Source organism: Streptomyces sp. NPDC058308 (genome assembly GCF_042880275.1).
Taxonomy (GTDB): domain Bacteria; phylum Actinomycetota; class Actinomycetes; order Streptomycetales; family Streptomycetaceae; genus Streptomyces.
On sequence record NZ_JBHVZA010000048.1, the window covers coordinates 1 to 23,760 of the forward strand.

The window sequence follows — 23,760 nt, forward strand, 5'->3', positions numbered from 1 at the left end:
TCAACGACGGAAAGATCGCCGCCCACGGCAGCCCGGAAGAACTCAAACAGCTCATCCCCGGCGGGCACGTACGGCTGCGCTTCACCGACCCCGACACCTACCGCACCGCCGCCCGCGCGCTGGGCGACGTCACCCTCGCCGTCCGCGACTCCTCCACCATGCTGCGCCGCAACCTCCTGCACGCCCGCCGCTACCCCTCCCTCACCCTGAACATCCTGCTGACGCCCATCGTTCTGCTGCTGCTTTTCGTCTACGTCTTCGGTGACGTGATGAGCGCGGGCATCGGTGGCGGCGGCGCGGACCGTTCCGACTACATCGCCTATCTCGTCCCGGGCATCCTGCTGATGACCATCGGCGCCACCCCGGCGGGGACCGCGGTGTCCGTGGCCATGGACATGACCGAGGGCATCATCGCCCGCTTCCGCACGATGGCCATCCACCGCGGTTCCGTGCTCGTCGGGCACGTCGTCGGCAGTGTGCTGCAGTCGATCCTCAGTGTGGCGCTCGTCGGCGCCGTGGCCGTGGCCGTCGGATTCCGGTCCACGGACGCCACGGTCCTGGAGTGGCTGGCGGCGTTCGGGCTGCTCACGCTCGTCGCCATCGCGTTCACCTGGATCGCGGTCGGCATGGGCCTGGCGAGCCCGAACCCCGAGGCAGCCAGCAACAACGCGATGCCGCTGATGCTTCTCCCGCTGGTGTCGAGCGCCTTCGTCCCCGTGGACGCGATGCCGGGCTGGTTCCGGCCGATCGCCGCGTACCAGCCGTTCACCCCGGCCATCGAGACGCTCCGCGGCCTGCTGCTCGGCAGCGAGATCGGCCACAACGGATGGCTCACCCTCGCCTGGTGCCTGGGCCTGGCCGCAGTCGGCTACCGCTGGTCCACCTCCCTGTTCCACCGCGATCCGAGATGAGCGCTCGAACTGCCTCCCGCAGTTCACCCCTGTCCAGGGCGGCGTACACCGACACCGCGTCGGCGTACGCCGCCTTGTCGAGGTGCTCCGCGGCCTGTCGGGCGCGGGCTTCCGACATGGTCGGCTGGAACTCGCGCAGCACCCGCAGGCGTTCGGCCAAAGCGATCATCCGGACGGCACACGCGTCGCCGGACGCCAGTCCCGCCATGCCGAGGGCGTGCAGCACCGTTCCGAGCACCGGTAGTTCCGTGGGGGTGCGGGGCGGGCTCAGGAGCAGCGTGCGCAGCAGGCGCCGCAGGCGTGCGAGGGGCTCGGCGACGCGTTCGAGACTGTCGGCATGAGCGTGTGCCGTCACCGCTGCCGCCTGGATCTGCAGTGCCCACGGGTCGAGCCAGGGGTCACGGCCCGGGAGCATCGCGCCTGCCGCGGGCATCCGTTCGACAGCGCTGCGCCACAGGCGGAGGCCTGGCTCCGTCAGCCCGCGGGCGAGCGCGATCTCGGCGCGTACGCCGAGGTCGGGGCTGTAGAAGTCGTCGTGCTGCGGGATGTTGCCGCCCACCGCCTCCCGCAGCCAGCCCTCGGCCTCGTCGGGATCGCCGCGCTGCAGGCAGGCGAGGGCGAGGCCTCTGCGGATGCCGATGTAGTCGTGTGCCTCGCCGAGTCGAGGCAGCGCGGCGAGGGCGGCCGTGAGATGCCCGTACGCGGCTTCCCCCCGCCCCGTCTTCAGGTACAGCTCACTCAGCCGGGAGTGGCCCATGACCTCCAGGGACGGGGCGGCCACCGGTGCCAGTGCGGCGACCATACGGCGGGCCGAGGCGAGCGCGCGGTCGATGTCGTGCTCGTACTCCCCTACGTAGGTGGCGACGCACTCGGCGAGGCCGGCCACCAGCGGCCGCTCGTCGGCGCAGAGCTCGTGCAGCGCTTCGTAGCCGGGAGGCAGCATCTCGGGGATCGCGCTCAGGACGACCGCGGCGGCGCGCAGCAGGGTGTCCGGCGGGGCCGGGGGCAGCCGCCGGAGGGTGACGAGCTGTCGTACGACACCGGTGTGGGGGCCGTAGTCCATGAACAGGATTGCGGTGCACAACACGGCGGCGGCGCGGGTGACTTCGACGTACTCCGGTTCTGGGCGGTAGTGCGACAGGGGCGGGCCGGTATCGGCGGCGAGCGCGGCGAGACGGGGGTAGTTGGAGTCGGTCGACCACAGGGCGGCGAGGACGGCGGTGAGGGCGGCGGTGGTGGGGCCGTCCGCGCGGGCCATGGCGTGCCGCAGGGCCACCACGAGGTTGTCCTGCTCCGCCCTGACCCGCTCCCCGGCGGTCCGCGGGTCCGGGCCGAAGACCCAGTCGTGGTGGGTGAGCCCGAAGTCCCGCGCCCAGACGAGCAGCCGGCCGACGGCCTCCTCGTCCTCGCCCGCCTCCGCTCGTCGGGCCGCGCCGAACTCCCGTACGGTCTCCAGCATCCGGAAGCGGGCACCGGTCGGCGTGTCGGCGACGGTGAGCAGCGACTGCTCGGCCGCCTCCTCCAGCAGCGACAGCGCGTCCTCGCCCAGTACGTGGTCCGCCGCTTCGACGGAGAAGCCGCCGGGGAAGACGGACAGGGTGCGCAGCGCGGCCCTGGCCTCCTCGGAGAGGAGGTTCCAGCTCCACTCCACGACCGCGTGGAGCGTGCGGTGGCGCTGAGGGGTGTCGCGTGCGCCGCCGCGCAGCAGCGTGAAACGGTCGCCGAGCCGACGGGCGATCTGGGGCACCGAGAGGACCCGCACGCGCGCCGCTGCCAGCTCCACGGCGAGCGGCAGCCCGTCGAGGCGGCGGCAGAGTCCGGTCACCGCGTCCGGCGGTAGCTCCACGCCGTTCCTGGCGGCACGGGCCCGCTGGGTGAACAGCTCGACCGAGGCGTCGAGCCCGAGCTCGGGCAGCGCGTACACCGCCTCCGACGTGAGGTCCAGCGGGGCTCTGCTGGTGGCGAGCACCCGCAGCTCCTTCGAGGACGAGGATGAGACCAGGGACCGTACGAGGGCGGCGGCGCCCCGGATCACCTGCTCGCAGTTGTCGAGGACCAGCAGAGCGGGGCCGGGGCCGAGCACGCCGAGGATGCCGGCGACCGGGTCGGTGGGGGCAGGGCCGTTGACGAGGCCGTGGCGTCCGTCGCCCGCGCCGAGCACGGAGGCCACCTCTGTGGCCACGTCCTCGTCCGCGGTGACGCCGGCCAGCGGCACGAAGTGGACCAGGCGCCGCTCGGCCCGGCGGCTGATGGCGTGTGCGAGCCGGGTCTTGCCGAGACCGCCGGGGCCGACGACGGTGACGGCGCGGGAGGCGCGCAACAACCGCTCCACCGCTGCGATGTCCGCGTCCCTGCCCAGCAGCCGGTTGGGTTCGTGCGGGACGCCGTGCCTGGTCACGGGCGCCTGGTCGTGCAGCAACTCCTGTTGTACGGCCTTGAGTCCGGCCCCCGGCTCGGCGCCGAGCTCGTCGCGCAGTTCACGGCGGTAGGCCTCGTACCGGGTCAGCGCGGCGGAGGGGCCGGCTGTCGCCGCCTCGCCGCGCAACAGTGCGGCGAGCACCTCCTCGTCGCGCGGGTGTTCGGCGGCGGCGACGGTCAGCGGCCCGGCCGCCTCCGCGTGCCGTCCGAGACGGGCGAGCGCGAGCGCCCGTGCGCGGACGAGGTCGCCGTGCACGGGGGCGCGCCGGGCGCGCAACGCGGCTACGGGGTCGTCGGCGCCCGCACCTTCAGGGGTCCCCTCCCAGAGGGCGAGTCCGGCCTCGGCCGCCGCCAGCGATGCCGCGGGGTCCCCGGCTCTGGCCCGCTCCGCGCTCGCGGCGGCGTGCAGCAGCAGTGCGGAACTGTCGACCTGGGCCTCGGTGAGGGCGAGCCGGTAGCCGGACGGCGTACTGGCGATGACGTCGGCGCCGAGCTGTGCCCGCGCCCTGGACACGAGGACCTGCAGAGCCTTTCCCGGCCGCTCCGGCAGTTCATCCGGCCACAGCCCCGCCACCAGCCGCTCGGTGCCGCATCCGGTGCGCACGTCACCGGCGAGCAGCGCGAGGAGGCCGCGGAGGCGCGGCGCGGTGACCTCCTGTCCGCGAAAGGCGACATGCGGCAGCAGGGTCAAGTCGGTGGTCACCCCTGCAGGTTAGGTCCGGCCCTTACTCCCCCGGCTGCGCGCTCGGAGCCTGTGCCGTCCGGCTGAGGGTGTGCAGCACACCGAGGCCGCCGGTGCCCGTCAGCACCGCCAGTTCGCCCTCGTCGGTGGTCTGAAGCGTCCACGTCTGGGGACCTGCGCCGCCGGCCGTTGGACGATCAGTCATCAGCCGTGAATCAGCGGCTGGAGGCCCCGTCCAGTTCCCGCTTCAGATTGCTCAGCGTCCTGTCGATGTTCCCCACCTGGAACACCGCGAAGGTGTGCCCCCTCGTGGCGATCCGGTCGAAGGCGCCCGCCACGAAATCCGGCCAGGCGCGGCGGTCGTCCGTCCAGGTCTCGGTCACCCGCGTCGCCACTCCCCCCGCCACGTCGTCCGTGTGCTCCTCCTCGAAGCGGTACTCCCATGTAGCGATGGGGGCGCGCAGACGCGGACGCTTCAGGCCGATCGCGTGCACGCGGAAGGCGAAGCGCCTGCCCGGGTCCGCGGCGGTCACCGTGCAGCGAGTGGTCCAGCGGAAGGCTCCGCGCTTGTTGTGACCGTCGAAGACCAGGCCCACCCTGGCCGGTTCGTCCGCCCCCGGCACGGTCGCGCCGAGGTTCTCCGGGCTCCAGCGACCCATCTGTGCGGGCCGGCTGACCTGCTCGTACACCGCCGACGGCGGCGCCTGGACCACGGTGCTGCGGGACACAGTGAACGTGCGGGTCATGGGGAATGCTCCGTTCCTCGGCCCTTGACCCTACCCGTCAGTAGCTCAGACGGGAAGCGCTCGACCGTCGAGGCAGGCGAGCGGTGGGCGCGCCGGCGCCGCCCGTTCCTTCGTCAGCGCCTTGGTGCTCCTGCGCGCCAGGAGCGGGTCGGCCGGCAGCACGTGCGCGGCGAACCAGCGGGCGGCCCGCGGATCGGGGGACGGCTCGACGAACTCCGCGCCCGCGTAGTCGTCGAGCGGCGGATCGTAGAGGTATCCGGTGACGACACCGTGCCGCACCAGAAGGTCCACCAAGGCGTTCCGGTCCTGTACGAGGAGCGGCACCCGGAACAGGGGCGGCGGGGCGTCGCCCGGCGGGCGGTCACGGAGCACCGCCGGGGAGGCCAAGGCGGTGCCCGACAGGAGGGAGGTGCCGGTCCTGCGCCGGGTGAGGTCCTCGTCCAGCCGGGCCACGCGCAGCTCCAACTGCCCGCGGACCAGGGCGCCGTGGCGGGACCGGAAGCCGTGCAGGTCGACGCGTATCCACGGTTCGTACGCGGTGAGGCTCGGCGCCCGGGTCGCACAGCGGGCGAGGCGGGACGCGTGCAGGTCCATGCGGAAGTCGTCGCGCTCCAGCATCCCGAGGCGCTGCAGCGTCCGCCATACGGGCCGGACCAGATGGAGGCCGCGTACGGCCGAACGTGCCAGTGGGCGCAGCGTGGTGGCCAGGTCGTTGCGGAGACCGCCCGGCGTCAGGAGTTCGTCGCGCAGCTCTTCCAGTTCGCGGCGGGTGCGTGCGTCCTCGACGGCGAGGAATCCGCCCGCTGCCGCCGCCACGTGCTTGGACAGGCTGAACGCCGCGGCCCGCCCGAAGGTCCCGACCGGCCGGCCGTCGACGTGGGTGCCGATCGCGTGGGCGGCGTCCTCGAAGAGCGGTATCCCCAACTGGTCGCAGCGGCGGCGCAGTTCGACGACGCGGTCGGGTATCCCGTAAAGGTTCGTGGTCAGGACGGCGTCCACGTTCCGCCATGTCTCTTCCGGCACGGCGGCCGGGTCGATGTTGCCGTCCCATACGGAGACCGGGGCCTGCACCGGACGCAGCCCGGCCGCGAGGACCACGAAGAGGATCACGTCGTCGTTCACCGGCGACATCAGCACGCGTGCGCCCGGCCTGCACCAGTGTCGCAGCGCCAGATACAGCGCCAGCCGCGCCGAGGGCGTGTAGACGCATGCGCGTCCCAGGCGCCGCGTCATCACCGTGGAGAGCCGCGATCCGTACGGCATCCTCACCCCTTCCGTGTACGGAGTGTTCCGACGGTCTTGAGCAGCCGGTCGGCGGGCTCCCGCAGCCCGGGGTGGGCGAGGACCGTGTTGCGCAGCCCGCGCACCGGTCTGCGCCACAGCCGGTGGGCCGTCGCCACCGGGTGCGGGCGCGTCGCGAACCCCTCGCCCACGCGCAGCTCACGCGTCTTGAGCCAGTCCTTGTACTCCTTGTCGCCACGGCCCATGTCCATGAGCCGCACCCCGTCCCTGGCCGCGGACTCGGCCATCCGCAGATGCATCATCAGCCCGGGCGAGTAGTAGCTGAGTTCGGGGTCGTACGCGGTGAACCAGGCGGCGAACACCGTGCTCGACGTCGGGCCGAAGTGTGCGGCCACCGGCCGGTCACCCGCGTACACCACGGACAGCACACCGGCGAAGTGCTCCTCGCGGACCTGGAACAGGTCGTCCACCAGGTCGACGATCCACGCTCGTGCGAACCGGTCCATGCGGCCCGTCCTGCGGTACTGCGCCGACTTCCAGCGCATGAGCGTGCGCAGCACCTTCGGGTCGCGCTCGTCGTAGACGAACCGCATCTCGCCCACGTCGCGGCTCAGCCGGCGCTCTTTCTTCAGTGCCGTCTTGGCCAGGCCCGGGTAGGCGCCGCGCAGCCACTCCGCGTAGCTCTCCTCCCCCGCCTCGAGGTCGAGGACGGGGGAGGCGAACGTCCCCGTCACGAAACCGTCGAACGGCTTCTGCTCATCGACGAGATGGTCGAACTCGAAAACGGAGAGACCGCAGGCCCGCAGCAGTTCCTGGGTGTTCCAGGTGACTCCGGGGCGGTGCACGAGGGCCTGGCAGTCGGAGAGCCCGAGACCGATGGCCCGGCCGACCCCGAAGGCGTTGCGTTCGTAGGGGAAGAAGCCGACGGGCTCGCCCCGTTCGCGCAGGACCGCCACCTGCGCCCCGCCTCGGTGCCTGGCGATCCCTGCCGCGAACTCCGGTGCCAGGAACGGATTCGCGTACTGGGGTGACGCCTCCATCGTCCGGTGCCAGGCCCCGCGCAGCGAGGCGTCCAGCCCGTCGAGCCCGTGGATGGTGATGTCCATCTCAGGCCGACCGTGCTTCCGCGGCCTCGGTGGATGTGACGGTTCTCGACCGGGCTCTGCCGGAACTCATGGCTGACCCCTCCCTCGCTCCCCGTCGCTGCCCTGCGAGGCTCAAAGGTCGCGAAGCCGTACGCATGTGTCAAGGGTGCGGGCCAGCGGGGAACGGCACGTTTCGGACCCGCGGCGAAACACGACAACTACCGCCCCGGGCGCACTCTGCGGCGCCCGGCCCGAACTCTGCTACACGCCTCTTCAGGCGGCGAAGCCGATGTTGGAGACGTACTCGTACTGCCCCCACTGGCTGCCGAGATCCACGATCTGGTCGACCCAGGCCGCGTCGAGACCGGCGTCGTCGCCGGTGACCCAGGCGCCGACGATGCGATCCCAGTGGCGGATGTTGAGCGTGCGGTACTCCACGACACGCTGCAGGGGGCGGGCCACCTGCGACTGATTGAGCGGGTGGATCTCCACGCGCGTGCCACGGCCGGCTCGGTTGAGACGACCGAGCAGATGCCGGGCGACATTGGCGCGGCGCACGGTGCGGTAAGCGGTCTCGATCTGCTGGAGACTCTTGCGGCTGGGGGCCTGCCGACCCTCGCGCCAGGCCTTGATGGTGCGCGCGGTCGCGGTCAGACCGGCCGCGCGCGCCGCCTTGAGGGCGTGGTCGGTGCGCGTCAGGTAGTTCAGGCGGGCCATCAGGCCACGGCGGGCGGTGATGGGGGTGGCGATGCCTCCCGCGAGCTGGTCGAGCCGACGGGCGACAGCTTCGTGACCCTTGATGCCGTGCGCGCCGAACTTGCCGAACTCGATGGTGCGTTCCGGCATGAGGATCCCTCCTTCCGCTTCGCATTTCTACAGGGTCGCCGTCTCACGTGCACGTTACGTCCTCCGGAGCGCCGTCCTCGCCTTTCGCGGGGCCCGTCCTCCGGGCGGACGACGGGACTTTGGGGACACGCTTAGGACCGCGTGGCCTTCCTGCACTCGTCTTTGGAGGACTTGCCCTGCCCGACCGGTGTACTGCGGTCGTAGGGGTCGATTTCGGTACTGGCTTCGTCCGTCCGACGGTCAGGGTCTGTGCCGAAAGGCGGGGTGAAGTAGCCCGTGGGGGCGCCGCAGCCACCGTTGGTCATGTCGTACTTGTACGAGACGATCGAGAACGTGCCCGGCTCGGTGATCACCTTGTCGGGATTGTCCCAGCTCAGGACCAGCTCGCGCCGGACGATCGTACGTACGATCTCGTCGTCGCCCTTCGCGTCGGCGGGGGTGACCGGGTAGACGAAGGTGACGTCGGCGGTCACCTGGAGCGCGCCGCGCCGGCCCTCCCGGTAGGTGAGCCTGCCCCGGGTCTTCACGACGTCACCGACCAGGTGGGTGCGGGAGGGCCGGAAGCGGCTGAAGAGGAGGAGCGGGTCGTTCTTCTCGCTCGGCGTGCGGAAAGCGGTCTTCAGAAGGGCCTGGACGTCCTCCTGGTGCGGACTGATCAGCGCAATCGCGTCCTTGGGGCGCTCGCCCCGCAGCACCCCGCGGTCCAGGCCCGCGTCGACGAGGAAGTCCCGGCTGCGGGTAAGGGCCCGCTCGACCTCTGCCGCACTCATCCAGCCGACCGCCCTGGCCTTCGGCACAGTGATCCCCGCCGCCCCGTCGGCCCACTTCGCCGCGGGCGAGCCGTGGAACGGCTGCTCCTCGGTGGGGCGCCCGGCCGCCCCTGCCGGGGGCGCCTGGGTCGGCCGGGCGCTTTCCGCCCCCAGCGGCGAGTCGGCGTCGTCGTCGGCGAACAGGTCCCCTATCCGGCCCGGCGCGAGCGCCACCACCAGCAGCACCAGCGAGGCCAGCAGCCCGAGCGCGTACCAGCCCGTGCGCCGCTTGCGCCGCGCGGGCGCGTAAGCGCGCCAGCCCTCCGGGCCGCCGCCGGGCTCCGCACGCAGCCGCTTCGACACCTCGCGGGCCCGCGCCGACGGCTCCTTGGGCGCGTCGGCGGCACCCGCCACCGACTCACGCAGAAACCGCTCCCACTCCGCGTCCGACCTGGACGAGCCGTCCGGCTCCGTACCCGCACCCATCCCCAACCCTCTGACTCAACGGCAGATTGCGGCCCACTCCCCTGGGACGCGTCCGAATGATGGCACAGAGCACTGACAACAAGGCCGCACGGGTGGATGGCTGAGGGAAGAGGGGTGACTAGGGGAAAGGGTGGATGGGTGCCGGGCGGTGAAGCGCATGGGAGCACCCCCGCACGGGTGACTTGGGCCGGGCTACTCCCCCGTGAGACGTCGAAAGCCGCTAACAAGGCTTCATGATCAGCACGATGACGCACAGTCGCCGTACACACGGGCCGCGCGGACATCCTTGGACGGTGGCCGTACCGCTGGGGTTGGCCGCACTCTTGTACAACGCCTGGCTCCTTCAGGCCGTCGTCCCGGCGGGGCTGGACGCACGGCATTCCTACGTGAGCGAGCTGTACGCGGAAGGCAGCCCGTACCGGTGGCTGTTCGGTGGGCTGGAGCTGAGCTGCGCCGTTCTCGTCGTGGCGGGTGCCACGGCCGGTGGCATGGCGGCGGCCGGGAGCCGGATGGTCCGGACGGGATGGTGGGCGCTGGCCGGAGTCGGCGTCTCGTCAGTGGCCGATGTGCTGATGCCGATGACGTGCGCGCCCTCGTTGGAGCCCGACTGCCGCGCCGTACACCCCGCCCATACGCTCACCAGCGCTTCGGTGCACTTCTGCCTCTTCGCCTCCATGACCTTGATCATCTGGCGGGCGCGGCAGCGCGGATGTCCCGAGCTCATCGCCCGTTGGGGACCGTCCCTCGGCGGGGCGGCCCTGATCTCGTCGCTGTGCACTGTGGGGCCATTGTTCGGATACGGCGGATGGCACGGCCTCGCCCAGCGGTGTCACGTGCTGCTGGTGGGGGCGTGGCTGGCGATGCTCGCGTGCAGCGCTTGGGCGGCGCAGCCCGGGGCCGCGGCCGCCGCCGGGCACCCGCCCGCGGGTCGGGGCTTGCGCGGCGGGGCCGGGCGCAGGGCACCAGACGGCCAGTCCGTGCCGCCCGGCTCCCCGCTGTCTCCGGACCTGCCTCCCGACCGGGCCGTGTGAGGAGCCGGCGTGGACGCGTCCGTGCTGTCCGCCCTGTGCGCGGTGCTGACCGCCCTGGCCAACGCCGCCGGCACCGTCCTGCAGCGGGTGGCCGCCCGCACGGTGCCGCCCGGTGACGCCTTCAGCCCGCGCCTTGTCCGGTATCTGGTGCGCCATCGCGCCTGGCTGGCGGGCATCGCCGTCATCGTCGCGGCGGCGGCGCTGCAGGCGCTGGCCCTGGCCTTCGGCCCGCTCTCGCTGGTGCAGCCCCTCCTGGTCCTCGAACTGCCCTTCGCCCTGGTCATCGCCCAGCTCTTCACCCGGACGCCGATGCCGGCGGGCGGCTGGAGCGCGTGCTTCCTCACCACCGCGGGCCTGGCCGTCCTCCTCGGCGCGGCAGCGCCTGCCGAGGGCGGGCACGCTGTCTCCGGTGTCGAGTGGACTGCCGCTCTCCTGGCCGTGGGCCTGGGTGCGGGTGTATGCACCGCGATCGCCCTGACCCGCCCACGGGGCAAGGCACGTGCCGCCTTGTTCGGTACAGCGTCCGCGCTCGCCTACGCACTCACCGCCACGCTGATGAACGCCGCCATCGGCACCTTCACCGACTCCGGGGCCCGCGCGCTGGCCGCCACCTGGCAGACCTACGGGTGCGTGGCGGCGGGCGCATGCGCGCTGTTCCTGCTCGCCAACGCCATGGAGTCCGGTCCCCTGATCGCCTCCCAGCCTGCCCTCACCCTCGGTGAGGCCGCCGCCAGCCTGGCCCTCGGCATCGCGCTCAACCATGACCGGCTGCGCGTCGGCTGGTGGATCGCGCCGCAGGTGGCGGGCGCGATCCTGGTGATCTGGGGCGTCGTCCTGCTCTCCGCCACACGGTCGGCTGAGCCGCTCGGCACGCGGAGTACGAGCAGGCGTTAGGTTCGGGGCGCATCCGGCGCATCCAGCGCAGAGCCGACAGGCTGACCGTCGAGCCCTGTCGAACGGCCGAACGGCCGGACTCGGCCCGACAAACCACCCCTTGTTACACACCTGTGTCATCTCGTGCTGCAACGGACCCCGGGTCCGGGCTGTCTAGCAGGTGGATTCCATTGGAATCCGACCCGCGGACGAATGACGACAGGAGAAGGCGACAGTGGGGGACATACGCAGACGAGGAGCCGTGGCGCTGGGGATCACCATGCTGGTGGCTCCACTCACGATGGCGCTCGGCACCGGCAGCGCGCAGGCCGCGTCGTGCTCGACGCAGACCGGGCCGTACCAGAAGCAGGTCGAGAAGTTCCTCGGTCGCCCGGTGGACGGCAAGCAGTCGGCAGCCGACTGCAAGGCCATCAAGGCCTTCCAGACCAAGCACAAGATCACCCCGAACGCCGGGTACGCGGGCAGCGTCACCTGGGGTGTCATGGACCTCATGAACAAGCAGCAGGCGGTGGGCAACAACCCCAACAAGGCGGGCAAGTGCCCGACCGACAAGGGGCGCATCGCCTGTGTCGACCTGACGCTCCAGCTCAGCTGGATCCAGGACGGCAAGAACCTCAAGTACGGCCCGGTGCCGGTACGCACCGGCCGCAACGGCCACGAGACCCGCACGGGCCTGAAGAAGGTCTACTGGCGGGACATCGACCACGTCTCGAGCCTGTACCACGTGCCGATGCCGTACAGCCAGTTCTTCGACGGCGGCCAGGCCTTCCACTCGGTCGGCATCAGCGTATGGTCCCCGCCGGGCTCGCACGGCTGCGTCAACATGACGAAGAAGGACGCCGTGAAGTACTGGAACATGCTGCGCAAGGGCGACGACGTCTTCGTCTACGGCCGCAAGTCCGGCACCTGATCCGCGGCAGCAGACCCGTAACTTACGGATCCGGCAACTATCTTCGGCACCGGAGCTGCGGGTAGTTGCCGGACCTGCACCATGCCGCCAGTTGCCGGACCGGCACCGTGCCGCCGTGGTCCGACCGGACGGCCCTCGACCGTACCGGGGGCGGCTACCCGCCCTGGCCGTCGTCGCGCTCAGCATCGGCGTGCGCATCGCGCATCTGCCGATGCCCCGCCCCCGGCGGCCGGGGCATGGGGCCCAGCCGGAAGGAGTCCCCTGCCCTTATCGGGCGCCTTGGGAATTCGTCACTCGAAGCGTCCATTTTCTACGTACGGGTAGAGATTACCGGGGCAGTCGGTCTTTCCGGGGATGAGGTCCTTGTGACCGACGACCTTTCGGCCGGGCAGATTGGCGCCGGCGTCGTCGTTGTCGCGCACCCAGTCACAGACGGTCTCGATCTCGTCGAGCATCTCAGACGTCGGTTCGTCGTCGGCGCCTATGAGGCCACAGATGGCATAGAGGTTCACGTTCGCCCAGTGCGTGCCGTTCGCGCCGGGTTGAATGCCGATGCCCCTGCCCACGAACGTGTAACCGTGGTGGCACACAAGGTAGTTGTAGGCGATGTCCCAGTAGCGCTCCCCTCCGATCCATGGCAGTGGGTGCATGTGCTTGTGCTGAATCTGCAACACCTGCGTGTAGCAGTTGTCGGCGAAGTTCGGGAGGTTGGGCCAGTCGAACAGCGAGTGATGGCCCCTCATCTTGTGGCCGCCACCTTCGTGGTGGATCGCGATGCCGCCATTCTGCGGGAAGAACTCGGTACTTTCCCGGACCGGTTCCTCGGCTCCCCATTCACCGCGCGTGACGAAGCGCGGAGTCCGCTTCTTCGCTTCCGCGTCAGGCTTGGAAAGCCCCCGCTCGATCCACACGATCTTCTGTCTCTCGATGGCCTTCGGCGACCTGTCGTCGGATAACCCAGACATGCGCGAACCTTTCATCTCGGTGACCACGCCGGGCGCCCCATGCTCCTCCTCCGCTCCGCGGAGGCATCCTCTACCGTTTGAGTAGTTTTCATGGCGTGATGCAGAATCAGCCAAGGGTGCACATCGGCCAATTGAGCCTCATGCGCAGCGCACGCCATCTCCGAGAGGCATGCCATCTCCGAGGGGCATCTGCACAGGCCCGCGCGGGCGATCGTGTTCACCACCAGACCCTGCTCGACACCACGGGGACGTTGTCGAAGTGGATGCCCAGCCCTTGCCGCCAACGACCAGGTCCGCCGCCTGACGTAGGCGACCGTCACCTGGAAGACGTCGTGTCCGGCGGGGCAGACGGGGCAGACAGGGTCAGCCGAATCACGGAAGTCCCCGGCCGACCGGGGCGCTGGAGGGGCGGGCAGCACGAGCTCCCAGATCGACCCGCCCTCGCGGACGTCTCCGCCCACAACGCCGACCGGCAGACAGCAACCCCCGCAGCAGCATTCGCCCGCGGCCACTTCGCCGCAAAGTAGGCGCGTCGGGGGTGCGCAGGCCTGGCTGGGCCGGGGAGGGCGCTGGCGTGTCGTCCCGGGCCGGTGGTGCGGCGGCGTCAGTCCATCGGGGTGCGGCGGGCGTAGGCGCGGGCGGCGCGGGCGCGGTCGCCGCAGCGGGTGGAGCACCACTGGCGGCGGCCGTGTTTGACCAGGAAGCGGTTGCAGGGTGGGGAGGCGCAGGCGGTCAGGCGGGTGGCCTCGGGGGAGGTGAGCAGGTCGGCGGCGTCGGCGGCGATGACTGCCAGGGCGTGCTCGACGATCGCGGTGGTGGGGTGAGGTGTGGCGCGGTAGGGGCCGGTCTTCTCGTCCCACAAGAGCAGGGGTGCGGTGGGGACGCGGGTCATCGCGTTGTTGATCGCCGTGACGGCGGCGGGCAGGGCGGGCTGGTCGGCGACACGGGAGGCCAGGAGCGACCTGACCTGTTCGCGCAGCGACCGCAGCTGTGTGGCGCATACCTCCGCCAGGCCGGCGCCGACCGGGGCGAGGTCGCGCCGCGCCAGCCACTGCTCGGCCCTCGCCGGGGTACCCAGGAGGTCGGCCGTGTGGCCGCCGGGCAGTGCGACGGCGCTGTTGGCCAAGGCCAGGGCGGGGTGCTCCGCCTCGCCGGGCGCCGACGGCAGGGCGGCTTCTTCCCTCACGAACTCTTCCACGCTCCTCATGGTACGGGTTGCATCCATCCGTGAGACATGCGTACAGTCCGACTCACGGTTAACAAGCAATCTATCCGTGAGGAACTGCTCCCATGCCTTCCCCGACCTTGCAGACCGCCCCGTTCCCCGTCCGGGTCTTCGGCGGCCCTACCGCCCTCTTCGAGTACGGCGGCCTGCGCTTTCTCACCGACCCGACCTTCGACGGCCCCGGCGACCACCCGGCACCGGCCGTCGTGCTGACCAAGACGGCGGCCGCTGACGGCAGCCCCACCGATCTCGGCCGCGTCGACGTGGTCCTGCTCTCGCACGACGAGCACGCCGACAACCTCGACACCTCCGGCCGGGCCCTGCTCGCCGACGTCCCGCTGACGCTCACCACCCCCGGCGGCGGGGAGCGTCTCGGAGAGGCGGCCACCGGCCTCGCCGACTGGCAGTCGATCGAGCTTGAGCGCCGGGACGGCGGGCCCGGCACGGTCACCGTGACCGGCGTGCCCGCCATCCACGGCCCCGGCCCGCGCGAGGAGGTCGAGCCGATCTGCGGTGAGGTCGTCGGATTCGTCCTGACCGGCGAGGGCCTGCCCACCGTCTACGTCAGCGGCGACAACGCCTCCCTCGACGCGGTCAAGGACATCGCCGAGCGCTTCGCGCCGGTGGACACGGCCCTGCTCTTCGCGGGAGCGCCCCGCTTCCCCGACCTCTTCGACGGCAAGCTGATCGTCCTGGACAGCGCCCAGGCCGCCCAGGCCGCGAAGATCCTCGACGCCGGCCGCGTCATCCCCGTCCACTACGACAGCTGGGGCCACTTCACCGAGGGCCGCGACGAGCTCGTCGCCGCCTTTGCCGCCGCCGGTCTCACCGACCGCGTCGACTTCGGCGTCCGCGGCTGACCCCATATACGTCGGCCCGTACGCCGGACACGGCCGGGCGCCGGCCGACACAGACCCGCCGCGGCTGTCGGCCGGCGCCCGGCCTCGCCAGCCCCGCGCCACCGAAGGACCGCACGATCATGCCCGACCCCATCCGCGGTACCCGCCACGGCTCCGCCCCCGCCGCCCTGTCCGTACTGGACTCCGCCATGACCGGCACCGGCCAGAGCGCCGCACAGGCCTGGCCGGCAGCATCGAACTCGCCCGGCTCGCCGACCGGCGCGGATTCACCCGCTACTGGACGAACGAGCACCACGCCATGCCCGGCGTCTCCACCTCACGCCCGCCCGTCCTGCTCTCCCGGCTCACCGCGGCGACCAGCAGGCTGCGGCTCGGCGTGGGCGGCATCATGCTGCGCATCCATCCGCCACTGGTCGTCGCCGAACAGTTCGGCATGCTGGACGCCCTTGCCCCCGGCCGCATCGACCTGGGCCTGGGCCGCGCCCCAGCCCGCACTGACACGGAACGGGCGGCCCTCCGCCGCCGTTCCGGAGCGGGCCCGGCGGCTGTTCCTTGAGAGGTCCCCCCCGGGGACGCAAGTTGCCTGGTCAGACCCGCAGTTGAAAGAGATACAGCCCCCGCCGTCCACCGACTGCCAGGACGTGCTCAGGCCCCCAGGCGCAAGAGAAGAGCGCCGATTCGGCTCGGGCGACGGCCGCGAGGCTGCGCGTGGTGGTGTTCCAGATGCGCAGCGTTCCATCGCCGCCGTCGCCGTACTTGCTGCCCCCGACGCTGGCTAGCCACATGCCGTCCGGGCTGATCGCGATTGCCCCCACTCGGCCGCGGTGGCCGGTCAGGGTGTGCGTCCAGGTGCCGGACGCCCGGTCCCCTATGCGTACGATTCCGTCGTCGTAGCCGTCATACCTGCCACCCGCGGCGGCGAGCCACGTGCTGTCCGGGCTGATCGCCAGCGTGTCCACCGAGTGGAATTCGCGGTCGGTGGCGGCGGCCGTGCAGGTTCCGGTCGTCCGGTCCCAGATCCGTACATCCCCGAGGTTGTCGCTGGTGGCGAGCCACGTGCCGTCCGGGGCGATCGCCACCGACTCCACGGTGCGATAGTGGCCCTCGAAGGTGGACTTGCAGGTCGCGGTAGCCAGGTCCCAGATCCGCAGGGCCTCGTCGAGCTCGCCGCCGGCGGCAAGCCAGGTGCCGTCCGGGGCGATCGCCAGCGCCTTCACTTCGCTGCCGTTGCCGGTGAGGGTGGCGGTGCAGGCACCGGACGCCCGGTCCCAGATCCGCACCTTCCCGAGGCCGTCGCCGGTGGCGAGCCACGTGCCGTCCGGGCTGATGGCGACCGCCGCCACCCGGCGGCGGTGTCCGGTGAGGGTCGCCGTACAGGTGCCGGTAGCCCGGTCCCAGATCCGCGCCTTTCCGTCGCCGTAGTCGTCGCCGTCGCCGGTGGCGAGCCACGTGCCGTCCGGGCTGATCGCCACCGCGGCCACTCCGTTGCGGTGGACGGAGTCCGGTGGCGTCTGGACGGCGAGGGACCGGTCCCAGATCCGCACCGACTTGTCACCGTCGCTGCCTGCGGCGAGCCAGGCTCCGTCCGGGGCGATGGCGATCGACCCCACGCTGCCGCGGTGTCCGGTGAGGGTCGCCGTGCAGCTACCGGCGGCCCGGTCCCAGATGCGTACGGTCCCGTCCGCCTCGCCGCCGGTGGCGAGCCAGGTGCTGTCCGGGGCGATGGCGATCGATGCCACCCGGCCGCGGTGGCCGGTGAGGGTCGCCGTGCACGTGCCGGACGCCCGGTCCCAGATCCGTACCGACCCGTGGCCGTCGACGGTGGCGAGCCAGGTGCTGTCCGGGGCTATCGCCATCGCACGCACCCTGTGGGGTTGGTCGGGGACGGTGGTGGTGCAGGTACCGGTGGCCACGTCCCAGAGCTGCACCGCCTTGTCGGCGGCGCAGGTGGTGGCGAGCCACCTGCCGTCCGGAGCGATCTGCACCGACCCCAGCCAGCCCGCCTGTGCCGTGAGGGTGGCGGTGCACGTCCCGGTGGCCCGGTCCCAGATCCGGACCGCTCCGTCCCGGAAGCTGATGGTGGCGAGCCATCTGCCGTCCGGAGCGATCGCCATCGAACGCACCGCACCGGCCCGGCCGGTGAGAGTGGCGGTGCAGACACCGGTGGAGGGGTCCCAGATCCACACTGCCTCGTCGTCATGGCCGGTGGTGGCGAGCCACGTGCCGTCCGGGGCGACCACCACGGACTTCACGTTGCTGTCGTTGCCGGTGAGTGTGGCGGTACAGGTGCCGGAGGCCCGGTCCCAGATCCGCACCGTCCCGTCGCCTTCGAACGCGTAGTCGCTGCCGCCCGTGGTGGCGAGCCACGTCCCGTCCGGGCTGATGGCTATCGATCCCACCCGGCCGCGATGGCCGGTGAGCGTGGCCGTGCAGGTGCCGGATGCCCGGTCCCAGATCCGCACCGTCCCGTCGTCGCCGGAGTCGTCACCTTCCCAAACACGCACTCTCCCATCGCTGGTGGCGAGCCACGTGCCGTCCGGCGCGACGGCCACCGCCCACACCCCGGCGACGTGTCCGGTGAGGGTCCGCCGGAGCGCGGAAGCGGGGGCGTCGGGCAGGGGCCACAGGGGTTCGAGACAGGGGCGTTGCGCCAGGTCGTTGCGCCGGGCGGCGACTTGGGGGCGCCAGTAGGTATGTGTGTCGAGGAGGGTGTGAAGGACGCCGGTGAGGAGGTGGGGCGGGTCCGTGGGGCTGAGGAGGTGTGCGGCCTGGGAGAGGGTGTGTGCCAGCAGGCGGGTGTGGGGTGTGTCCGTACGGACGAGGTCGCTCCAGGGGGCGGTGGGTCCGCGGTGGCTGAGGCGGGTCTCCACCCATCGGATGTCCCCGGCCACGGCCTCGGCCTGGGAGGTCCGACCGGCCGCGAGGAGGTGGACGATGAGGTGGTCCAGGAGGTAGTCGTCGGTCAGTTGCCACCAGGCGTGCCCAGGGGCAACCTGGTCGGGGGCCAGAGGGCGGGCCGTGGGCAGGTTGGTGGCGATGGCGCCGGTCAGGGCGTAGTTGACGCGGACCAGGCCGTCCGCGCCGAGCTCACCGCGCAGGTAGTCGTGAATGACGTCATGGAGGCTGATCCAGCCGCCGTCCGACTGGTCGAGGGTGAGCAGGGACAGTCGTTCCAGGTCCCGGCAGAGCGTGCGGCACTGCTCCTCGTCCAGTCCGCCGGTGCCCTGCCACAGCAAGGTGACTACCGAAAGGGGAAGGGACTCGCCCGCGGCGAAGATGCCGAGCTCGGCCAAGCGCTGCCGACTGTCGGCCGGCAGCAGCGTGGTGGCGGCCTCGATTGATGCCCGGACCCGCTGATTGCGCAGGCCTGGGTCGTCGAGGTCCCAGGCGGCGGTCGGGCTGTCCACGGCGGCGGGCCCGCTGCCGCGCAGCCGGTGAAGGATGCGCTCACCGGCGGAAGCGGCATCGGCGCCGGTGGCGTGCTGCTCGGCGATCAGGCGGTTGGTCAGCCGCAACAGCAGGGCCCATCGGCCGGTTGCCTGCAACAGGGCGTCGACCAGGGGCCCGGGCAGCGGGGGTAGGTGCCAGGTCAGCACGGCCTGGGCCTGGGCGCGGGACATCTGGTCGACCGGGATGCGGGCTTCGGCGGGCACCAGCTCGGGCTTGCGGGTGGTGATGAGACGTACGCAGCGGCGGCCACCCCTCAGGAAAGGGGCCAACTGCTCGTGCTCCCACACGTCGTCGAGGACGAGCAGCGTGCGCGGCCGCTGGTCCAGGAGACGGCCGAGGTGGCTGCCGGCGAGTGCGGGGTCGTCGAACTCCGTCGTATCACCCGTGACGAACCGGGTGACTTCGGCGACCTTGGCCGTCACATCCGCCCGCCCGCGGACGTCCCTGCCGATGGTGACCAGGTAGATGCGGGAACGGAAGCGCCTGCGTACCTGCCCGTTCGCGCACACCGCCTCCGCCAGCATCGTCTTGCCGAAGCCGCCAGCTCCCGCCAGGGCGGTGGTGAGGCCCACGGCGCGGTCGCCGCGGCATACCGCCGTTACGGTGGCATGGGCCTCGGCCCGGTCGATGAACCACTCCGGCAGTGTCGGCGCCGACGGGGGCGGCGGATCATTCGCGACCGCAGGCGGACGGGACTGGAGCCATGCCATGACACCGGCCGCCGCGATGCCCAGCGCGCCGAGGACGACCGTGTACGCCCACGGATGCTGCCGCAGCTCATCCAGGTACCCGGGCCAACGGGGCGCGGCCGTCGCGGGGGCGCCCGCCAGCGCGAGCAGCAGCGCCAGTGCGGCACTGAGCGTGGTCCCCGCCACCACGGCCGCCGTCCACACCCACGCCTTCGTCCGCACGCGCCCACCCCCGGCCACCATCCCTGCGTGCGACGGTAACGACATCGCCCACCATTCTCAGCGAAATGCCCCAAGTCTCCCGGTCGGCCGACCGCCTCGCGCGCCCGTCGACTTCAGATCGCCCGGCCTTGCGACGGGCTGCGCGGCCGCGGCTTCGCGCGCCCGCACCTACGATCCCGGCCAGGGACGCTTCACCGGACGCGCCCCCTACCCTCCCCGGCGCCGAATGGGTCGGCGCGTTGACCGAGCGCGACTGTGCCGGGACAGCGTCCGGCCACCGGTCGCGGAGGGCGGCGCAGACGGCAGCCCGGACCGGATGAGCACTGTCCGCCAAGTCCTCTGGCCCCGGGGTGTGTTAGACAGGTAGTAACCAAAGGGGTATTTTGCAGCAGCTCAAGCTCGGAATCATGTCGCAGACCCGCAAAGAGAACGAGCGTCGTCTGCCGATCCACCCGGCGCACTTCGAACGCATCGACGCCGACCTTCAGCGCAGCATCTATCTGCAGACCGGTTACGGAGAGCACTTCGGTGTGCCAGACCATCAGCTTGCACCGTGGGTCGCCGGTTTCCGCTCACGCGAGGAGCTGATCGCGGAGTGTGACGTCATCCTGCTGGCCAAACCGTTGCACGAGGACCTCGCGGAGCTGCGGGAGGGGCAGGTGCTGTGGGGGTGGCCGCACTGCGTGCAGGACGAGAAGGTCACGCAGGCCGCCATCGACCGCAAGCTCACGGTGATCGCCTTCGAGGCGATGAACCACTGGACCCGGACGGGTTCGTTCAGCCTGCACGTTTTCCACAAGAACAATGAGTTGGCCGGCTACTCGTCGGTGCTGCATGCCATGCAGCTGACCGGGACGACCGGTGACTACGGGCGTCGGCGGCGTGCGGTGGTGATCGGCTTCGGCGCCACCGCCCGTGGCGCGGTCACCGCGCTCAGCGCGCTGGGCGTCCACGACGTGGACGTGTTGACCGCCCGCGGGATAGCTGCCGTCAGCTCACCGATCCACTCGGCGCGAATCGTGCACTTCGACCACGACACGGCCGACGACACCCTCGACCCGCGGCGCAGCATCGCGCTCACGGAGGACGGCCCGGAGCCGCTGGCCGAGTTCCTCGCCGGGCACGACATCATCGTCAACTGCGTGCTCCAGGACACCGCGGCGCCGCTGATGTTCCTGATAGAGGAGGATCTGCCGAAGCTCGCGCCCGGGACCCTCGTGATCGACGTCTCGTGTGACCAGGGCATGGGCTTCGCCTGGGCTCGGCCCACCACGTTCAACGAGCCGATGTTCACCGTCGGCGACCACGTCCACTACTACGCCGTGGACCACAGCCCTTCCTACCTGTGGGATGCCGCCACCTGGGAGAACAGCCAGGCACTGCTCCCCTTCCTGCGCCCGGTCCTGCAAGGACCGGCCGGCTGGGACGGTGACCGCACGATTCAACGAGCGATCGAAATCCGCGGGGGCACCGTCCAGAACCCTGCGGTCCTAGCCTTCCAGCACCGCGCCGAACAGTACCCGCACACCCTGCTCTGAGCCGCCGATGCCTCCTGGTCGACGGCGCCGCCCGGCTACGCCGTCGACCAGGCGCTCCGGCCTTCCGCCGGACGTGGCTCGCACGTCGCCGATTCCGGGTCCAGGGCGGCCGCTCGCACAGCGGCTACTGCCGCTTCCACCGCTCCTTGGCGATCTCGTACCGTACGCCTCCGAATTCGGCGCCCTCGATCATCTCCATGTCGGGAGGGGTGGAGACGGTGTCCGCGAGCGTCATTCCGAGCTTCTCCATGACGTGGCGCGAGCCGCGGTTCACGGACATCGTCGTAGCCCAGACCATGCGCACACCGAGCTCGGTGAATGCCTTGTCCAGCAAGGCCTGCGAGCCCTCCGTGGCGTAACCCCTGCCCCAGGCCGCCTGGCGCAGCCGGTAGCCCAGCTCGACCTCGTCCAGTGGGCCCTCCGGCTCGGGACGGAGGATGAACCAGCCGATGAACGCTCCGCCGTCCTTCTCGTGCGCGGCGAAAACTCCGAGGTCGCCGCCCCACCTCTCGTAGCCGGAGAGGATGCTCGGCAGGTCGCGCTCGCGGATGAGTTCCGGCGCGGTCGGACTGCCGCCGGACAGGTAGCGCATGACCGCCGGGTCACTGTCCAGCTCGATCAGCAGGCCCGCGTCATCGGCGGTGAAGTGCCGCAGGGTCAGGCGCTCGGTCTCCAGGTAGGTCTTCACGAGTCGATCATGCCCGAGACAAGTCGGGCAGCCCATCGATTTTCACGGCTACGCCGAGCGTCGGCGATGCGCCATCAAGACCCCGACGTCAGTGATCACACCGATCGACGACCGCACCACTGGGCCAAGTTGGATCACCCTGCACCGGTACCGGTCTCCCGGCTCAGTCCCGGCCGAGGCTGTACTCGTCCTTGACCTTCACCTCGGTGACCGATCGCCCCTCAGGGAAGACGCTGCGCCAGTCGCCGATCACATGGAGCTCGTCTGTGCCCATCGCGCGGACGACGGTGAGGCCTTCCTCGTACGCCTTGTAAGCCTTCATCCAGAGGTTGGCGAAGGCCTGCGAGCGGATGAGGTGCATCCAGTCCGGGCGGTTGAGCTCACGGTTGTAGTTCGACTCCCCCATCGTGGAAACGAACTTGGAGTACATCGCCTTCACGTACTCCAGCGTCACCTCGTCGTCCTCGGCGATCGCCCGGTCGCGGGCGTCCTTGAGGGCGACGCGGAACTTTTCGAGGAGTCCCTCGGTCGCGCCGGAGGTGTACGACTCGTGGATCCGTGGCGGGTCGCACAGCCCGTACTTCGGCGACGAGAGGCGCAGGAGCAGGCGCAGGGTGGGTTCGGTGATCCAGAGAGGGCCCGGTTCGTCGCGGTTGCCGATCGGGTTCGGCAGGACGCCCTCGTGGTCCCAGGCGGGCGGAGTGACGAGGTGGACGCCGGCGCGGCGGCGGTCGTGGTCGAAGCCGGTGGAGTGCTCCAGCTGGCCGATCGGGAGGTGCGTCTTGAGCGCGGAGAGGTAGGCGCCGTTGACGTCGAGGGCCGTCACCTCGTGGGCGCCGGGCGGGAGTTCGGGCCGGGTCCACTTGGGGCGGGCCTCCCAGATCTGGTCCGCGCCGCGCGAGGTCTGCTTGCGCAGGATGTCCGGGATCCAGGGGTGCGCCACGATGTCGTAGCGGCCGCCCTTGCGGGTCTCGTCCAGCAGGGCCATCGCGTCCGGGATGGCGCGCTTGACCAGGGCGGCGGTGGCGGCGTCCACGTCGCCCTCGTGCGCGGCGAGCGCCTCCTTCACGGCCTGCCCGATCGCGTCGGGGGCCTCGGCGGCGGTCTGCGCCCTGCGCCCTGCGGGGAGGAGCTTCACCCCGTCCGCCGGGCGGGCGGGAGCGGTGGGGGCGGTGGGGGCTGCGGGGGTCCGGATTGCGAGGGGCGGGGCTGCAGGAGTGTCCGTCGTGGCGCCGGTGCCGCATTCGGCGGGGTCCAAGTGCTGCGGGAAGCCCTCGACCTGGTGAGTGGCGGGTCGGCCGCACAGGACGCACGGTTCGGGGCGGGCCAAGCGCTCGGCCGTGCTGTCGGCCGTGCTGTCGGCCGCATTGTTATCCGGGCCCTCCGGCGTCGTCGGTGCGGCCTCGCTCGCGGGGTCGGCCACGGGCGCGGGCTCGGGCTGCGGGGCGAGCCTGGTGCGAGCCGAGTCGAGGAAGTACGCGTACTTCTCGCGAATGCCGCCGGTGGGTTCGCGGCCCGACTCCCAGCCGCCCACGGTGTTCGGGCTCACCCCGATCGCTCGCGCCACCTGCGCCTGCGACAGATTCAGGGCCTCGCGCAGCCTGCGGCGTTCCTCGGCTGGCGGCAGCTCCACCTCCGGGCCGGAGGCGGCCAGCAGTGCGTCGATCGCGTCGAAGTCGCTCACCGCCGGGCTCCCTTCGGCAAATCCGGCGAATCCGGTGAAGTCGGTGAAGTCGGTGAAGTCGGTGAAGTCGGTGAATTTGATGAAACGGTCGCGGTACGGCGCCTCGGGACCGTACGACGGCGGTCGGCGGGCAGCGCCTCGCAGGCTCGGGTGGGGCCGGCCAGCAGGTCGAGCACATCGATGCCGTAGTGCGCGGCGATCGCGTCGCAGTCGTCCAGACCCCAGGCGGCGGTGCCTGACTGACGGCGCGACACCTGTGTCTGGTCGACGCCAAGTACGGCGGCGAGACCTGCCTGCGTGTCACCGGTGACCTGCATCAGCGCGGCCACCGCCACGCGCAGCCGCTCGACGGAAGACATCCCCATGGCCTCAGCCTATCCAATGGGACAGCGCTATTCGCACATCACTCGCGGATATCGCATGCGTGTTGACTGTGATG

General features: G+C 71.3%; 20 protein-coding genes. 7 read left to right on the top strand and 13 right to left on the bottom strand.

Annotated elements, in window-relative coordinates; genetic code table 11:
* The first annotated feature begins 158 nt into the window (after nt 1-158).
* Nucleotides 159-911, top strand: coding sequence for an ABC transporter permease (locus ACFVYL_RS36050; protein WP_389724031.1), 753 nt, complete (start codon nt 159-161; stop codon nt 909-911).
* Here ACFVYL_RS36050 and ACFVYL_RS36055 read toward each other — a convergent pair.
* The 7 genes from ACFVYL_RS36055 to ACFVYL_RS36085 all read right to left on the bottom strand — a co-directional run bounded on the left by ACFVYL_RS36055 (nt 832) and on the right by ACFVYL_RS36085 (nt 9,165).
* Nucleotides 832-4,032 carry an ATP-binding protein gene (locus ACFVYL_RS36055; RefSeq protein ID WP_389723935.1) on the bottom strand — a complete coding sequence of 1,067 codons (3,201 nt, stop codon included), beginning with the start codon at nt 4,030-4,032 and terminating at the stop codon, nt 832-834. The genes ACFVYL_RS36050 and ACFVYL_RS36055 overlap by 80 nt on opposite strands.
* 22 nt (nt 4,033-4,054) lie before the next feature.
* Nucleotides 4,055-4,216 (bottom strand): hypothetical protein, encoded by a 162-nt coding sequence (locus tag ACFVYL_RS36060; protein ID WP_389723937.1) that lies wholly within the window; start codon nt 4,214-4,216, stop codon nt 4,055-4,057.
* A gap of 10 nt (nt 4,217-4,226) precedes the next feature.
* Nucleotides 4,227-4,757: an SRPBCC family protein gene (locus tag ACFVYL_RS36065; RefSeq protein WP_389723940.1), complete on the bottom strand. Its 531-nt coding sequence runs from the start codon at nt 4,755-4,757 to the stop codon at nt 4,227-4,229.
* 45 nt (nt 4,758-4,802) lie between these two features.
* On the bottom strand, nt 4,803-6,020 hold the full coding sequence (locus ACFVYL_RS36070) for a DegT/DnrJ/EryC1/StrS family aminotransferase (protein ID WP_389723941.1): 1,218 nt from the start codon (nt 6,018-6,020) through the stop codon (nt 4,803-4,805).
* A gap of 2 nt (nt 6,021-6,022) precedes the next feature.
* A complete protein-coding gene (locus tag ACFVYL_RS36075) occupies nt 6,023-7,105 on the bottom strand; it encodes a GNAT family N-acetyltransferase (RefSeq protein WP_389723944.1) in 1,083 nt (360 codons plus the stop codon).
* A gap of 252 nt (nt 7,106-7,357) precedes the next feature.
* Complete coding sequence (locus ACFVYL_RS36080) at nt 7,358-7,930, bottom strand: transcriptional regulator (RefSeq protein ID WP_389723946.1); 573 nt, start codon at nt 7,928-7,930, stop codon at nt 7,358-7,360.
* A gap of 131 nt (nt 7,931-8,061) precedes the next feature.
* Nucleotides 8,062-9,165, bottom strand: coding sequence for a hypothetical protein (locus ACFVYL_RS36085; protein WP_389723949.1), 1,104 nt, complete (start codon nt 9,163-9,165; stop codon nt 8,062-8,064).
* A 293-nt stretch (nt 9,166-9,458) separates the two neighbouring features.
* On the opposite strand from ACFVYL_RS36085, the gene ACFVYL_RS36090 reads away from it, so the two are divergent.
* The 3 genes from ACFVYL_RS36090 to ACFVYL_RS36100 all read left to right on the top strand — a co-directional run bounded on the left by ACFVYL_RS36090 (nt 9,459) and on the right by ACFVYL_RS36100 (nt 12,000).
* On the top strand, nt 9,459-10,196 hold the full coding sequence (locus ACFVYL_RS36090; RefSeq protein WP_389723950.1) for a DUF998 domain-containing protein: 738 nt from the start codon (nt 9,459-9,461) through the stop codon (nt 10,194-10,196).
* A gap of 9 nt (nt 10,197-10,205) precedes the next feature.
* Complete coding sequence (locus ACFVYL_RS36095) at nt 10,206-11,090, top strand: DMT family transporter (RefSeq protein ID WP_389723952.1); 885 nt, start codon at nt 10,206-10,208, stop codon at nt 11,088-11,090.
* Between the two features lie 214 nt (nt 11,091-11,304).
* Nucleotides 11,305-12,000 (top strand): L,D-transpeptidase family protein, encoded by a 696-nt coding sequence (locus ACFVYL_RS36100; protein ID WP_389723955.1) that lies wholly within the window; start codon nt 11,305-11,307, stop codon nt 11,998-12,000.
* Between the two features lie 290 nt (nt 12,001-12,290).
* Here ACFVYL_RS36100 and ACFVYL_RS36105 read toward each other — a convergent pair whose 3' ends face one another.
* Both ACFVYL_RS36105 and ACFVYL_RS36110 read right to left on the bottom strand, forming a co-directional pair.
* On the bottom strand, nt 12,291-12,992 hold the full coding sequence (locus ACFVYL_RS36105) for a hypothetical protein (RefSeq protein WP_389723958.1): 702 nt from the start codon (nt 12,990-12,992) through the stop codon (nt 12,291-12,293).
* Between the two features lie 577 nt (nt 12,993-13,569).
* Nucleotides 13,570-14,172 carry a CGNR zinc finger domain-containing protein gene (locus ACFVYL_RS36110; protein WP_389723961.1) on the bottom strand — a complete coding sequence of 201 codons (603 nt, stop codon included), beginning with the start codon at nt 14,170-14,172 and terminating at the stop codon, nt 13,570-13,572.
* Between the two features lie 83 nt (nt 14,173-14,255).
* On the opposite strand from ACFVYL_RS36110, the gene ACFVYL_RS36115 reads away from it, so the two are divergent.
* Both ACFVYL_RS36115 and ACFVYL_RS36120 read left to right on the top strand, forming a co-directional pair.
* Nucleotides 14,256-15,050, top strand: coding sequence for an MBL fold metallo-hydrolase (locus ACFVYL_RS36115; protein WP_389723964.1), 795 nt, complete (start codon nt 14,256-14,258; stop codon nt 15,048-15,050).
* Complete coding sequence (locus ACFVYL_RS36120) at nt 15,001-15,606, top strand: LLM class flavin-dependent oxidoreductase (RefSeq protein WP_389723967.1); 606 nt, start codon at nt 15,001-15,003, stop codon at nt 15,604-15,606. The genes ACFVYL_RS36115 and ACFVYL_RS36120 overlap by 50 nt, the downstream gene beginning before the upstream one ends.
* 31 nt (nt 15,607-15,637) lie before the next feature.
* Here the strand turns inward: ACFVYL_RS36120 and ACFVYL_RS36125 are convergent, their stop codons facing one another.
* Complete coding sequence (locus ACFVYL_RS36125) at nt 15,638-19,411, bottom strand: NB-ARC domain-containing protein (protein ID WP_389723969.1); 3,774 nt, start codon at nt 19,409-19,411, stop codon at nt 15,638-15,640.
* Between the two features lie 383 nt (nt 19,412-19,794).
* Here ACFVYL_RS36125 and ACFVYL_RS36130 point away from each other — a divergent pair, with 383 nt between their 5' ends.
* On the top strand, nt 19,795-20,949 hold the full coding sequence (locus ACFVYL_RS36130; RefSeq protein ID WP_389723972.1) for a N(5)-(carboxyethyl)ornithine synthase: 1,155 nt from the start codon (nt 19,795-19,797) through the stop codon (nt 20,947-20,949).
* 124 nt (nt 20,950-21,073) lie between these two features.
* On the opposite strand, the gene ACFVYL_RS36135 is transcribed toward ACFVYL_RS36130, so the two are convergent.
* The 3 genes from ACFVYL_RS36135 to ACFVYL_RS36145 form a co-directional block, all read right to left on the bottom strand.
* Nucleotides 21,074-21,637 (bottom strand): GNAT family N-acetyltransferase, encoded by a 564-nt coding sequence (locus ACFVYL_RS36135; RefSeq protein ID WP_389723975.1) that lies wholly within the window; start codon nt 21,635-21,637, stop codon nt 21,074-21,076.
* Between the two features lie 163 nt (nt 21,638-21,800).
* Nucleotides 21,801-23,321 (bottom strand): helix-turn-helix domain-containing protein, encoded by a 1,521-nt coding sequence (locus ACFVYL_RS36140; RefSeq protein ID WP_389723977.1) that lies wholly within the window; start codon nt 23,319-23,321, stop codon nt 21,801-21,803.
* Complete coding sequence (locus ACFVYL_RS36145) at nt 23,318-23,686, bottom strand: helix-turn-helix domain-containing protein (RefSeq protein WP_389723980.1); 369 nt, start codon at nt 23,684-23,686, stop codon at nt 23,318-23,320. Before ACFVYL_RS36145 ends, ACFVYL_RS36140 begins: the two co-directional genes overlap by 4 nt.
* Nucleotides 23,687-23,760 lie beyond the last annotated feature (74 nt).